Annotated in this window: 16 protein-coding genes and 1 pseudogene; 9 read left to right on the forward strand and 8 right to left on the reverse strand. The window is 60.2% G+C overall.

Going from position 1 to position 12,861, the window contains the following annotated elements; translation table 11 throughout:
- Positions 1–72: 72 nt before the first annotated feature.
- Together trpA and trpB are read right to left on the reverse strand one after the other, a co-directional pair.
- Positions 73–882, reverse strand: coding sequence for a tryptophan synthase subunit alpha (trpA, locus tag PF1751_RS00180; protein WP_010207762.1), 810 nt, complete (start codon positions 880–882; stop codon positions 73–75).
- Positions 882–2,123, reverse strand: a complete 1,242-nt coding sequence (gene trpB, locus PF1751_RS00185) for a tryptophan synthase subunit beta (protein ID WP_010207764.1) — start codon at positions 2,121–2,123, stop codon at positions 882–884. Before trpB ends, trpA begins: the two co-directional genes overlap by 1 nt.
- A 110-nt stretch (positions 2,124–2,233) precedes the next feature.
- On the opposite strand from trpB, the gene PF1751_RS00190 reads away from it, so the two are divergent.
- Positions 2,234–3,130 carry a LysR family transcriptional regulator gene (locus PF1751_RS00190; protein ID WP_044286393.1) on the forward strand — a complete coding sequence of 299 codons (897 nt, stop codon included), beginning with the start codon at positions 2,234–2,236 and terminating at the stop codon, positions 3,128–3,130.
- Here PF1751_RS00190 and PF1751_RS00195 read toward each other — a convergent pair.
- A complete protein-coding gene (locus PF1751_RS00195) occupies positions 3,127–3,453 on the reverse strand; it encodes an ElaB/YgaM/YqjD family protein (protein WP_003170746.1) in 327 nt (108 codons plus the stop codon). The genes PF1751_RS00190 and PF1751_RS00195 overlap by 4 nt on opposite strands.
- 156 nt (positions 3,454–3,609) lie before the next feature.
- On the opposite strand from PF1751_RS00195, the gene PF1751_RS00200 reads away from it, so the two are divergent.
- A complete protein-coding gene (locus tag PF1751_RS00200; RefSeq protein WP_007953919.1) occupies positions 3,610–3,825 on the forward strand; it encodes a dodecin in 216 nt (71 codons plus the stop codon).
- 115 nt (positions 3,826–3,940) lie between these two features.
- On the forward strand, positions 3,941–4,168 hold the full coding sequence (locus PF1751_RS00205) for a DUF1161 domain-containing protein (protein WP_010207766.1): 228 nt from the start codon (positions 3,941–3,943) through the stop codon (positions 4,166–4,168).
- Positions 4,169–4,227: 59 nt separating this feature from the next.
- On the opposite strand, the gene PF1751_RS00210 is transcribed toward PF1751_RS00205, so the two are convergent.
- Complete coding sequence (locus tag PF1751_RS00210) at positions 4,228–5,229, reverse strand: LLM class flavin-dependent oxidoreductase (protein WP_021491416.1); 1,002 nt, start codon at positions 5,227–5,229, stop codon at positions 4,228–4,230.
- Positions 5,230–5,446: 217 nt separating this feature from the next.
- Between PF1751_RS00210 and PF1751_RS00215 the strand changes: the two genes are divergently transcribed.
- Together PF1751_RS00215 and PF1751_RS00220 are read left to right on the forward strand one after the other, a co-directional pair.
- Positions 5,447–5,878 (forward strand): OsmC family protein, encoded by a 432-nt coding sequence (locus tag PF1751_RS00215; protein ID WP_010207768.1) that lies wholly within the window; start codon positions 5,447–5,449, stop codon positions 5,876–5,878.
- Between the two features lie 235 nt (positions 5,879–6,113).
- Positions 6,114–6,353, forward strand: a complete 240-nt coding sequence (locus tag PF1751_RS00220; RefSeq protein ID WP_010207769.1) for a DUF1161 domain-containing protein — start codon at positions 6,114–6,116, stop codon at positions 6,351–6,353.
- On the opposite strand, the gene PF1751_RS00225 is transcribed toward PF1751_RS00220, so the two are convergent.
- The gene (locus PF1751_RS00225; protein ID WP_010207770.1) at positions 6,354–6,776 is read right to left on the reverse strand and encodes a PA0061/PA0062 family lipoprotein; all 423 of its coding nucleotides are present in this window, start codon (positions 6,774–6,776) and stop codon (positions 6,354–6,356) included.
- Positions 6,777–6,918: 142 nt separating this feature from the next.
- Here PF1751_RS00225 and PF1751_RS00230 point away from each other — a divergent pair, with 142 nt between their 5' ends.
- Complete coding sequence (locus tag PF1751_RS00230) at positions 6,919–7,962, forward strand: aminopeptidase (RefSeq protein ID WP_010207771.1); 1,044 nt, start codon at positions 6,919–6,921, stop codon at positions 7,960–7,962.
- Between the two features lie 86 nt (positions 7,963–8,048).
- On the opposite strand, the gene PF1751_RS00235 is transcribed toward PF1751_RS00230, so the two are convergent.
- Both PF1751_RS00235 and PF1751_RS00240 read right to left on the reverse strand, forming a co-directional pair.
- On the reverse strand, positions 8,049–8,708 hold the full coding sequence (locus PF1751_RS00235) for an HAD family hydrolase (RefSeq protein ID WP_044286397.1): 660 nt from the start codon (positions 8,706–8,708) through the stop codon (positions 8,049–8,051).
- The gene (locus PF1751_RS00240; protein ID WP_010207773.1) at positions 8,705–9,247 is read right to left on the reverse strand and encodes a gamma carbonic anhydrase family protein; all 543 of its coding nucleotides are present in this window, start codon (positions 9,245–9,247) and stop codon (positions 8,705–8,707) included. The genes PF1751_RS00235 and PF1751_RS00240 overlap by 4 nt, the downstream gene beginning before the upstream one ends.
- Positions 9,248–9,301: 54 nt before the next feature.
- Between PF1751_RS00240 and prlC the strand changes: the two genes are divergently transcribed.
- The gene (prlC, locus tag PF1751_RS00245; RefSeq protein ID WP_191629923.1) at positions 9,302–11,401 is read left to right on the forward strand and encodes an oligopeptidase A; all 2,100 of its coding nucleotides are present in this window, start codon (positions 9,302–9,304) and stop codon (positions 11,399–11,401) included.
- Entirely contained in the window at positions 11,398–11,673 is a 276-nt protein-coding gene (locus PF1751_RS00250) for a YheV family putative zinc ribbon protein (RefSeq protein WP_010207776.1), read from the forward strand. Before prlC ends, PF1751_RS00250 begins: the two co-directional genes overlap by 4 nt.
- Positions 11,674–11,708: 35 nt before the next feature.
- Here PF1751_RS00250 and PF1751_RS00255 read toward each other — a convergent pair.
- Positions 11,709–11,885: pseudogene (locus PF1751_RS00255) on the reverse strand (protein tyrosine phosphatase); the annotation flags it as partial.
- 221 nt (positions 11,886–12,106) lie between these two features.
- Here PF1751_RS00255 and PF1751_RS00260 point away from each other — a divergent pair.
- Positions 12,107–12,859, forward strand: coding sequence for a gluconate 2-dehydrogenase subunit 3 family protein (locus PF1751_RS00260; RefSeq protein WP_021491411.1), 753 nt, complete (start codon positions 12,107–12,109; stop codon positions 12,857–12,859).
- Positions 12,860–12,861: the final 2 nt, after the last annotated feature.

The raw sequence follows: 12,861 nt of genomic DNA on the forward strand, positions 1-12,861 counted from the left end.
TTGCTGTTTAGGCCGTGCCTTGGCGGGTTGATTCCTCTGTATCAGGAACTTTACCCACTGCTTACGGGGCCTTTACTTACGAGCGTTACGCACGCCTTCCGACAGCGCCGCGCACAGGGTCAACACGCCATCGATGGCTTGCTGGTCATTCTTGGCATTGGCGATGTGATCAATCAGTGCCGAACCTACCACCACACCGTCAGCCAAGCGCGCGATGGCCGCCGCTTGTTCCGGGGTGCGGATACCAAAACCGATGCTGATCGGCAGGTCGGTATGGCGACGCAGGCGGGTCACGGCTTCTTCGACGTGCTCCAGGGTCGCGGCGCCGGCACCGGTCACGCCGGCCACCGACACGTAGTACACAAAGCCGGAGCTGCCGTTGAGCACGGTCGGCAGACGCACATCGTCGGTGGTCGGCGTGGTCAGGCGGATGAAATCAATGCCAGCGGCCTGGGCCGGGTCGCACAGTTCGCCGTTATGTTCGGGCGGCATGTCGACCACGATCAGGCCGTCCACGCCGGCTTCCTTGGCGTCGGCGATGAACTGCGGCACGCCGTATTTGTGGATCGGGTTGAAGTAGCCCATCAACACCAGCGGCGTGTCGTTGTTGTCTTTGCGGAACTCGCGGACCATCTGCAGGGTTTTTGCCAGGTTCTGCTTGGCTTCCAGCGCGCGGATGTTGGCCAGCTGGATCGCCGGGCCGTCCGCCATTGGGTCGGTGAAGGGCATGCCCAACTCGATCACATCGGCGCCGGCGGCTGGCAAGCCCTTGAGGATGGCCAGCGAGGTGTCATAGCCAGGGTCGCCAGCGGTGACGAAGGTCACCAGGGCGGCGCGGTTTTGTTCTTTAAGCTGTGCGAAGCGGGTTTGCAGGCGGCTCATCAGTGTTTCTCCTGCTGCGTTTTCTCTTGTAGAGAGAGTTCCATGTGGTGCATCACGGTTTGCATGTCTTTATCGCCACGGCCCGACAGGTTGACCACCATCAGATGATCCTTCGGCAGGGTGGGGGCGCGTTTGAACACTTCGGCCAGGGCGTGGGCGCTTTCCAGGGCAGGAATGATCCCTTCCAGGCGGCAGCATTTGTGGAAGGCGTCGAGGGCTTCGTCGTCCGTCACCGAGGTGTACTGAACGCGGCCGATATCATGCAACCACGCATGTTCCGGGCCGATGCCGGGATAATCCAGGCCTGCGGAGATCGAGTGGGCGTCGATGATCTGGCCGTCGTCGTCCTGCAACAGGAAGGTGCGATTGCCGTGCAGTACGCCGGGTACGCCGCCGTTGAGGCTGGCGGCGTGCTTGCCGGTTTCGATACCGTGGCCGGCGGCTTCAACACCGATGATTTCCACGCTCTGGTCATCGAGGAACGGGTGGAACAGGCCCATGGCGTTGGAACCGCCGCCGATGCACGCTACCAGGCTGTCTGGCAGGCGGCCTTCCTGAGCTTGCAGCTGGTCGCGGGTTTCCTTGCCGATCACGGCCTGGAAGTCGCGCACCATCGCCGGGTATGGGTGCGGACCGGCCACAGTGCCGATCAGATAGAAGGTGCTGTCGACATTGGTCACCCAGTCACGCAGGGCTTCGTTCATGGCATCTTTGAGCGTGCCGGTGCCGGCGACCACCGGGATCACTTCAGCGCCCAGCAGCTTCATGCGGAACACGTTGGCCTGTTGACGCTCAATGTCAGTGGTGCCCATGTAGATCACGCATTGCAGGCCGAAGCGCGCCGCCACGGTGGCAGTGGCCACGCCGTGCATGCCGGCGCCGGTTTCGGCGATGATGCGTTTCTTGCCCATGCGCCGTGCCAGCAGGATCTGGCCGATGCAGTTGTTAATCTTGTGCGCGCCGGTATGGTTCAGCTCTTCACGCTTGAGGTAGATCTTGGCGCCGCCGCAGAATTCGGTCAGGCGTTCGGCGAAATACAGCGGGCTTGGGCGGCCGACGTAGTCGCGCTGAAAGTAGGCCAATTCTTCCTTGAATGCAGGATCTTCCTTGGCCGCTTCGTATTCGCGGGCCAGGTCGAGGATCAACGGCATCAGGGTTTCAGCGACGTAACGGCCGCCGAACGCGCCAAAGAGGCCGTTGGCGTCTGGGCCGTGGCGTAGATCGGTCTGGGACTGAGTCATAGGAGGCTCCAGGAAAGAAAGGATGTAGGAAGCAATGAGGGCCACTCTACCCCTGACGCTCTGCGCTGAAAACCGATAAGATCGCCGTAACCTGTCAGGAAAACTCACAGATGAGCCGAGACCTTCCGCCCCTCAATGCCTTGCGTGCCTTTGAGGCGACTGCGCGCTTGAACAGCGTCAGCCAGGCCGCCGAGCAATTGCATGTTACCCACGGCGCTGTCAGTCGGCAGTTGAAGGTGCTGGAAGAGCATCTGGGGATCAGCTTGTTCGTCAAGGATGGGCGCGGCCTTAAACTCACAGATGCGGGCGTTCGCCTGCGGGATGCCAGCGCCGAAGCCTTTGAGCGGCTGCGCGATGTGTGCGCCGAGTTGACCCAGGCCAGCGCCGATGCGCCTTTCGTGCTCGGGTGTTCGGGCAGCCTGCTGGCGCGCTGGTTGATCCCGCGCCTGGGCCGCTTGAACGCTGACCTGCCGGATCTGCGCCTGCATTTGTCGGCGGGGGATGGTGATCTGGACCCTCGCCGCCCGGGCCTGGACGCGCTGCTGGTATTCGCTGAACCGCCTTGGCCGGCGGACATGCAGGTGTATGAGCTGGCGAGTGAACGCATCGGCCCGGTGATGAGCCCGCGCTTTGCCGGCTATGCACACTTGCGCGATGCACCTGCTGAGGCTTTGTGTGGTGAAAAGCTGTTGCACACCACGTCACGGCCGCAAGCCTGGCCCAGTTGGGCAGCGCAGCACGGCATTGAGCCCGGCGCGCTGAAGCACGGCCAGGGGTTTGAGCATTTGTATTATTTGCTGGAGGCGGCCGTGGCAGGGCTGGGCGTGGCGATTGCCCCGCAGCCGCTGGTGGCCGAGGACGTGCGGGCGGGTCGCCTTGTGGCGCCGTGGGGTTTCAGCGAAACCCCGGCGCACCTGGCGCTGTGGCTGCCCAAACGCGCCGCAGATGGGCGCGCCGGGCAACTGGCGCAGTGGCTCAAGGCTGAGCTACAGCGCGAACCTATTTAATCGCCGCGCTTGCACAGCAGATAAGCCGCGAGCAGACCCAGTGCACCGACGGCAACGCCGGCCGTTGTCCATGGGTGCTCTTGTGCGTAGTCCCGGGTTGCAACACCGGTTTCGCGGATTTTGACTTTGCTTTCTTCGTAGGCGTCGCTGATCAGGTGGCGGGAGTGCTTGAGGGCATTCTCCGCATTGCTCTTCAGCGCCTTCAAGGTTTTGCGCGACTCGTCGGATGCATCGTCCTTGAGACTTTCCAGAGACTTGAGCAGGCTCGAAATCTCGGCTTCCATGCTTTCCAGCGACGCTTTGCGTAAAGAAGTGTTGGCCATGTGGACTCTCCTGAAGTGATTGAGTGGCGTGTGTAGATACCGACTGCGGCCGTTTCAGAAAGTGCAGTAAATATGAACTTTCAGGTAGAAACGGCCGCCAGAAGCAGTACGCACATTGACTGCTACGCTTGCTTTACGACCCCTAGGAGAGTTGCCATGAGTGATCATCACACCTACAAGAAAGTCGAACTGGTGGGCTCGTCCACCTCCAGCATCGAAGACGCCATCAATAATGCGCTGGCCGAGGCCAACAAGAGCATCAAGCATTTGGAATGGTTCGAGGTGACCGAAACCCGCGGGCACATCAAAGACGGCAAGGCCGCGCACTTTCAGGTCACCCTCAAGGTGGGGTTCCGAATTGCCAGTAGTTGATCGCACCGGTTGAACTTGCTGACTGGCCGATTGCCATAACCTGCGCTACAACCAATGGGTGCCGATGCCACAAGCGTCGGCACGCTCTTTTAGATCAGCGCAAGGAAAGTAACGGATGAAGAAGTTCCTGTTAGCGGTAGGTTTGTTGAGCATTGCAGGCACGGCCCTGGCGGCGGGCAAGCCTTGTGAAGAGCTCAAAAGCGAGATTGCGGCGAAAATCGACGCCAAGGGCGCTTCGGGTTATTCGTTGGAAGTGGTGGATAAAGGTGCTGCGCCGAGCGACCACACAGTGGTCGGCACCTGCGAAGCTGGCACCAAGGAAATCGCCTACAAGCGCGGTTAACCCTGTGTTGCGGACATAAAAAACCGACGCGATGCGTCGGTTTTTTTTGCCTGAGGGTTTTAGCCCTTCATTAACTGCGCCAGCAACTCGTAGGAATGAATCCGGTCGGCGTGCTCGTACAGGTCGCAGGTAAAAATCAGCTCATCAGCACCGGTTTGCTCGATCAGCACCTCCAGTTTGGCGCGGATCTTCGCAGGGCTGCCCACCATTGCCAGGCCGAGGAAGCTGCCGACGGCGTCTTTTTCGTGGGGCAGCCACAGGCCGTCCATGGTTTTCACGGGCGGGCGCTGCACCAGGCTTTGTCCACGCATGAGGGCGAGGATGCGCTGGTAGACCGAGGTTGCCAGGTAGTCGGCCTGTTCATCGGTGTCCGCCGCCACCAACGGAATACCGAGCATCACGTAGGGTTTGTCCAGCACGGCAGAAGGCTTGAAGTGATTGCGGTACACGCGAATCGCTTCATGCATCAGGCGCGGTGCGAAATGCGAGGCAAAGGCGTAGGGCAAACCGCGTTCGCCCGCCAACTGTGCGCTGAATAGACTGGAACCCAGTAGCCACACCGGCACGTTGGTGCCGGTGCCGGGAACGGCGATCACCCGTTGGTCGGGCGTGCGCGGGCCCAGGTAGGCCATCAGCTCCGCCACGTCTTCCGGGAAATCGTCGGCACTGCCGGAGCGCTCACGGCGCAGGGCGCGGGCGGTCATCTGATCGGAGCCGGGCGCGCGGCCCAGGCCCAGGTCGATGCGGCCGGGGTAGAGGCTTTCCAGGGTGCCGAACTGTTCGGCGATCACCAGAGGCGCGTGGTTGGGCAGCATCACACCGCCGGAACCGACACGAATCGTCGAGGTGCCGCCGGCCAGGTAACCGAGCAACACCGAGGTGGCTGAACTGGCGATGCCATCCATATTGTGGTGTTCAGCCACCCAGAAACGGTTGTAGCCAAACTTTTCCACATGCTGGGCCAGGTCCAGGGAATTGCGCAGCGACTGCGCCGGACTGCCGTTGGCCCGCACGGGCACCAGGTCGAGGGTCGAGAACTTTACGTCGGACAGCGATTTCATAAGCCTGCTTCTCCAAGGGGGCCGCAGGCTTTTTAGACGAACCAAAACCTGCCGCTTCATGTGCATACCCATGCAATGAGGGCATATACCCGAGATTCAATAGTGGGACCGGAAATTTCCTACTGAATCACTCGGTTTCTCCGACAAGATGAACTTTGCCACGCCGTCTATCCTCAGAACCCTTACTGACGCAAAACCACCGTTCGAGGAGACCGCTATGAGTATCGTTAAAAAAGCATCCGCGCATTGGGAAGGTGACCTGAAGACGGGCCTGGGTTCTATTTCCACGGAAACCGGTGTGCTACGTGAAGCGCCTTACGGCTTCAAGGCACGTTTCGAGGGTGGCAAGGGCACCAACCCGGAAGAACTGATCGGTGCAGCCCACGCGGGCTGTTTCTCCATGGCCTTTTCCATGATTCTCGGCGATGCCGGGCTCAAGGCTGACAGCATCGACACCCAGGCCGAAGTAACCCTCGACCAGGTCGACGGTGGCTTCGCGATCACCGCCGTGCACCTGATCCTCAAGGCCAAGATCCCTGGCGCGAGCCAGGCGCAGTTCGACGAGTTGAGCAAGAAAGCCAAGGAAGGGTGCCCGGTGTCCAAGGTACTGAATGCGAAAATCAGCCTGGATGCCACGCTCGTAAACTGACGCCCCTGTAGCGATAGGCGCCGGCTTTTGTCGGAGCTGGCTTGCCTGCGAACGCATCACCTCGACGTCATTGCGAAACCGAGGCGACGCACCGCGGGCAAGTCCTGCTCCCACAGAGGTGTGTTCAGACATTTAGTTATGCGTTAAATCAGAGCTCGTATTTCACCGATGTGGTCCTATAGCCTATGCAGTCTAGGCGCACATCCGTGCGCAGTGCATTCAGGGAGCTTCACACATGAAACGTTTTGCCTTGGCGATCATCTGCGGTGTATTGGCCACTTCGGCCGTGGCCGCTCCAAAAGATTGTGAAGAGCTCAGGAAAGAGATCGAGGTCAAGATCCAGGCGAATGCGGTTCCTTCGTACACCCTGGAAATCGTCAGCAAGGAAGAAGCCGACAAACACGACAGCGCCATGGTCGTCGGCAGCTGTGAGAACGGCACCAAGGCCATCGTCTACCAGAAGAACAACGACTGATCAGATGCAGTTGACGCTGCGTTCTTCCGCGAGCAACTGACGCGCCGAGTCGTACAGCCGGATATTCGGCGTGAAGGCCAGCGAGCGGCCTTCCAGCACATAGCGCTGGCCGGCCTGGAAGTGATCGTATTCCAGGGTCATGAAGCAAGTGCGGTACATCATCTGGCTCAGCCCACCCAGCCCGCCGCCTGCCGGGACTTCAAAGTCGAAACGCACCATCAGTTCGTGATGGCCGGGCGGGAATTGGAAGAAACGTCCGTCAGCCAGGTTCTTGCCGTCCAGACGCTGCGCCATGACCAGCTTGGAGCCCGGTGTCGGCGTGGTGAAATCGACCCAGGCTTGCTGCGGGTCCACCGGTGGTACGGGCGTTGTGGTGCAGGCACCGAGAAACAGGGCGGCGACGGGAAGCAAGAGCTGGCGCATGGCAGGCACTCAATGGGAAGGAAGTATTGAGCCTGGCGCCGACGGCAACAGACTCCCTATGAGTATAAACACGTCATGCCATGGAAAAATTCCACACAGGCGCGATAGTCTGGCGAGCAAATTACCCAGGAGCGGTCGGGGCATGGTCAGGCGTTTTCTTCCAGGGTTGTTGGTTGTGCTGCTCAGCGGCTGCTCCAGTGTCAGTTATTACGGTCAGTTGGCCAGCGGTCAGTGGCAATTGCTGCGGGCTCGTGAGCCGGTGGCGCAGGTGATTGCCGACCCCACACGCCCTGCGTTATTGCGCGAGCACCTGGTGCAATCTCAGCGGGCGCGCACGTTCGCCAGTGAACATCTGCACCTGCCCGACAACCAGAGTTACAAGTTGTACGCCGATATCGGCCGGCCCTATGTGGTCTGGAATGTCTTCGCCACGCAGGAGTTTTCCCTGTCCCCCGAAACCCATTGCTTCCCCATTGCCGGTTGTGTGGCCTATCGCGGCTACTACAACCAGGGCGCGGCGCGTGGCGAGGCAGCGTTGTTGAAGCAGCGGGGTATGGACGTGTCGATAGGTGGCGTCGAGGCTTACTCCACCTTGGGCTGGTTCAATGACCCGATCATGAATTCGATGATGAACTGGGGCGATGAGCGCCTGGCCACGCTGATCTTCCATGAGCTGGCGCACCAGCGTTTCTATGTGAAGGACGACACCGAATTCAACGAGTCGTTTGCCAATTTCGTTGAGCAGGAAGGTACACGCCAATGGCGCGCTGCGCGGGGGCTGGCGCCAGATAGCCTGTCGACGTCCAAGCAACGTGATCAGTTTATCCAACTGGTCCTCGATACCCGTCGACGCTTGGAAACGCTCTACGCCCAGCCGTTGGCTAAGGATGCGATGCGTCAGGCCAAGGCGGCTCAGTTCGAGCGTTTGCGCGCCGATTATCGACACCTGCGTGATAACCAATGGGGCGGGGATAAGCGTTATGACGCCTGGATAAACCAGCCCATGAACAATGCGCGGTTGTTACCGTTTGGGTTGTATGACCAGTGGGTACCGGCGTTTGCGGCGTTGTTTGCGCAGGAAGGTGGGGATTGGGTGCGGTTTTATGCGGCGGTGGAGAAGCTGGGCGGGTTGCCGGTGGAGCAGCGCAAGGCGGCGTTGAAACAGTTGGAAGGTGCCGGGCTTTAGGGCCTCATCGCAGGCAAGCCAGCTCCCACATTGGTCCTGGGTACACCGGTCAAAATGTAGGGGCTGGCGTGCCTGCGAAAGCTATCTCAAGAACGCTGCATAAACGCCTGGTGCATTTCGGCCAATGTCTCAAAATGCCAGGTTGGCGCCTCGGCATTCAACTCTTCAAAACTGCCAAAACCATACCCCACCGCTGCCGAATCCAGCCCATTGCTGTGCGCACCGATTAGGTCATGCTTGCGGTCACCAATCATCAGGGTGGTGGTCGGGTCCAGGCCTTCCTCGCTCATCAGGTGGGCGATCAGTTCGACTTTGTTGGTGCGCGTGCCGTCCAGTTCGCTGCCGTAGATGACCTTGAAGTGCTTGGCGAAATCGAAGTGCCGGGCGATCTCGCGAGCGAACACCCAAGGCTTGGACGTCGCGACGTAGAGCTGGCGTCCCTGGCCGCTCAAGTCCTCCAGCAACGGCATCACGCCCTCGAACACGCGGTTCTCATACAGGCCGGTCACTTTGAAACGCTCGCGGTAGAAATTCACCGCCTCCCACGCCTTGGCTTCATCAAAACCGTAGAACTGCATGAACGCTTGCAGCAACGGCGGGCCGATGAAATGTTCCAGCTGGGTCAAGTCCGGCTCGTCGATCCCCAGTTTGCCGAGGGCATATTGGATCGAACGGGTAATGCCCTCGCGCGGGTCAGTGAGGGTACCGTCCAGGTCGAACAGCACGGTTTGGTAATGCAGAGTCATCGGTCGAATCCTTCAGCCAGGTGCAGGTCTTTGAGCTTCACGTAGTTCGCGGCGCTGTAGGTGAAAAAGGCGCGTTCCTTGTCAGTCAGCGGGCGGATTTGTTTAACCGGGCTGCCTACATACAAGAAGCCGCTTTCGAGTTTCTTGCCGGGCGGCACCAGGCTGCCGGCGCCGATGATCACGTCGTCTTCCACCACCGCCCCGTCCATCACGGTGCTGCCCATGCCGATCAGGATGCGATTGCCCACAGTGCAGCCATGCAGCATGACCTTGTGGGCGATGGTCACATCGTCGCCGATCAGCAGTGGGAAGCCATCCGGATTGAAGGGACCCGCGTGGGTGATGTGCAGCACGCAGCCATCCTGCACGCTGGTGCGTGCACCGATGCGGATGCGGTGCATGTCGCCGCGAATCACGGTCAGCGGCCAGACCGAGCTGTCGGCGCCGATTTCGACATCGCCGATCACCACCGCCGAAATATCGACAAAAGCCCCGGCGCCCAGGGTTGGCGTATGGTTTTGGTAGGTGCGAAGGGTCACGATAGCCTCTCTCTCTTCTGCTGATAGCTGCGGTGGGCGTTGATTGTAATTAAGATGGCCCCATCTTTGTTCTTACCTATTTCTTCAGCCAAGGTGCCAACCGTGAGCGCGAACAACCCGCTTCTGCAGTCCTACGACCTGCCGCCGTTCTCGGCGATCCGTGCCGAGCACGTCCAGCCGGCCATCGAACAGATCCTCGCCGACAACCGTGTCGCCATCGAAGGCATCCTGCAAAGCCAGGGTAAACATCCGACGTGGGCCGGGCTGGTCCTGGCGATGGATGAACTGAATGACCGCCTGGGTGCCGCCTGGAGCCCGGTCAGCCACCTCAATGCCGTGTGCAACAGCGCCGAACTGCGCGAAGCCTACGAAGGCTGCCTGCCGGCGTTGAGTGCTTACTCCACCGAGATGGGCCAGAACCGCGAATTGTTCCAGGCTTTCGAAGCCTTGGCCAACAGCCCGGAAGCCGCCGGTTTCGACGTGGCGCAAAAAACCATCCTGGAACACGCCCTGCGTGATTTCCGCCTGTCGGGTATCGATTTGCCGCCGGAGCAGCAAAAGCGTTACGCCGAAGTGCAGAGCAAACTGTCCGAGTTGGGCAGCAAATTTTCCAACCAGTTGCTGGATGCCACCCAGGCCTGGACCAAACACGTCACCGACGAAGCCACCCTTGCCGGCCTGACCGATTCGGCCAAGGCGCAAATGGCGGCCGCCGCACAGGCCAGAGGCCTCGACGGCTGGCTGATCACCCTGGAATTCCCCAGCTACTACGCGGTGATGACCTACGCCCAGGATCGCGCCCTGCGTGAAGAAGTCTACGCGGCCTACTGTACCCGTGCGTCGGACCAAGGCCCGAATGCCGGTCAGAATGATAATGGTCCGGTCATGGAACAGATCCTCGACCTGCGTCAGGAACTGGCCAAGCTGCTGGGGTATGCGTCGTTCTCCGAACTGAGCCTGGCCACCAAAATGGCCGAGTCCAGCGATCAGGTGCTGAACTTCCTGCGCGACCTGGCCAAGCGCAGCAAGCCGTTTGCCGCCCAGGACCTGCAACAGCTCAAGGCCTATGCCGCCGAACAAGGCTGCGCCGACCTGCAAAGCTGGGACAGCGGTTTCTACGGCGAAAAACTTCGTGAGCAACGCTACAGCGTTTCCCAGGAGGCCCTGCGCGCCTACTTCCCCATCGACAAAGTATTGGGCGGCCTGTTTGCCATCGTGCAGCGCCTGTACGGCATCGAAATCGCCGAGCAGAAAGGCTTCGACACCTGGCACCCGGATGTCCGCCTGTTTGAAATCAAGGAAAACGGCCAGCACGTCGGCCGCTTCTTCTTCGACCTCTATGCCCGCGCCAACAAGCGTGGCGGTGCCTGGATGGACGGCGCCCGCGATCGTCGTCGCACGATCGATGGCGTGCTGCAAAGCCCGGTGGCCAACCTGGTGTGCAACTTCACCCCGGCCGACAGTGGCAAGCCTGCCCTGCTGACCCACGATGAAGTCACCACGCTGTTCCACGAGTTCGGCCACGGCCTGCACCACCTGTTGACCCGTGTTGAACATGCTGGCGTGTCCGGCATCAACGGCGTGGCCTGGGATGCGGTGGAATTGCCGAGCCAGTTCATGGAGAACTGGTGCTGGGAGCCGGAAGGCCTGGCGCTGATCTCCGGTCACTACGAAACCGGCGAGCCACTGCCCCAGGACTTGTTGGAAAAAATGCTCGCGGCGAAAAACTTCCAGTCTGGTTTGATGATGGTGCGTCAGCTGGAGTTCTCGCTGTTCGACTTTGAACTGCACGCCACCCACGGTGATGGCCGCAGTGTGGCGCAAGTGCTGGAAGGCGTGCGCGATGAGGTGTCGGTGATGCGTCCACCGGCCTACAACCGTTTTCCGAACAGCTTCGCGCACATCTTCGCCGGTGGTTACGCCGCGGGTTACTACAGCTATAAGTGGGCCGAAGTGCTGTCGGCGGATGCCTTCTCCAAGTTTGAAGAAGAGGGCGTGCTCAACGCTGAGACTGGCCGCGCCTTCCGCGAGGCAATCCTGGCGCGTGGCGGTTCTCAGGAGCCGATGGTGCTGTTCGTCGACTTCCGCGGACGTGCGCCGTCGATTGACGCACTCTTGCGCCACAGCGGCCTGAGTGAGGACGCGGCAGCATGAGTGAAGGGCCTGTGATTACTAAAAAGCAATTTATCGCCGGGGCGGTCTGCCCGGCGTGCAGCGAGCCGGACAAGTTGAAGATGTGGACCGAGGACAACGTGCCGCATCGCGAGTGCGTGGCCTGCGGTTACACCGACACGCTGAATGACCAAGGGTTGTCGGTCCCCAAGGAATTGGGCACACGGGTGAACACGTCGGCGTTGAAAGCGCCTGCGGACCCCAAGGTGCAGGCGGTGCAGTTCTTTCCTAACCCGAAGCTGAAAAAAGACTAACGGATGGCCCACTGCAGGAGCCGGCAAGCCGGCTCCTACTGTTGTTTCTCTTCTTTTCCCGTTGTCGTGATCCAGTCCCTCATCGCGCTCAACGCAAACGCGCTGATGCTGCAATCGCCATTCCCCAAAGTCGTGCGCAATTTGTCGACATCGGCTCCCATCATGTAGCGAACACCGTCCTTGAAGCCATTGCTGGGGCCGAAGACCGGCAGCCATTGATTCTTGAGCATTGTTGACATGACCGAGCAGGAGGTCGGTGAATGGCACTCAGGTTGGGGCCCGTCAAAGGACTGTGAATACTCAGTCTTTAGTCGCTGAAACGCTTTTCCTGATACATAGCCTGCTATCATTTGTAACTATTGATTTCTTAAAAAGCCAAATCGCTCACTAGAAGCCGGCTGATAAACCCGTGACCACATGATGAGGTGCCACCATGTCTGATCAAGATCAAGACAACCCCCGGCGTGACTTTCTGCGCAAATCCTTGACCTTGATCCCGGTGGTCACGGTTGCCAGCACCGGCCTTGGCGGCTCGATGCTGATGGCGACGCCTGAGCCGGCCCAGGCCGCGCCCGTCCAGCCTGCAGCCAGCGAAAAGGCCTACGAGCCAACTTATTTCACCGCTGAGGAGTGGGCGTTTATCAATGCCGCCGTCGCGCAATTGATCCCCGCCGATGCCCAAGGCCCAGGCGCTCTGGAAGCGGGTGCGCCGGAATACATCGACCGCCAGATGAACACGCCTTACGCCAGCGGAGCCCTGTGGTTCATGCAAGGCCCATTCAATGCCGATGCGCCGCCGGAGATGGGTTGGCAGAGCAAATTGGTGCCCAAGGAGATCTATCGCCTGGGCATTGCCGCGACGGATGCATGGTCGAAAGCGTTCAACGGCAAAGTTTTTGCTGCGCAAGACAGCGCTACCCGAGACGACATGTTGCGTCGTCTGGAGGCGGGCGGCAGTGAGGTGACGGCGCATTTCGAGGCGGTGCCACCAAAGCTGTTCTTCAACCTGTTGCTGCAAAACACCAAGGAAGGCTTCTTCTGCGACCCGATCCACGGCGGCAACAAAGGCATGGTCGGCTGGACCATGATCGGTTTTCCCGGCGCCCGCGCCGATTTCATGGACTGGGTTGAACGCAACGAGCAATACCCCTTCCCGGCAGTTTCCATCCGCGGCGAGAGGGCATAAAC

Source organism: Pseudomonas simiae (genome assembly GCF_000934565.1).
Taxonomy (GTDB): domain Bacteria; phylum Pseudomonadota; class Gammaproteobacteria; order Pseudomonadales; family Pseudomonadaceae; genus Aquipseudomonas; species Aquipseudomonas simiae.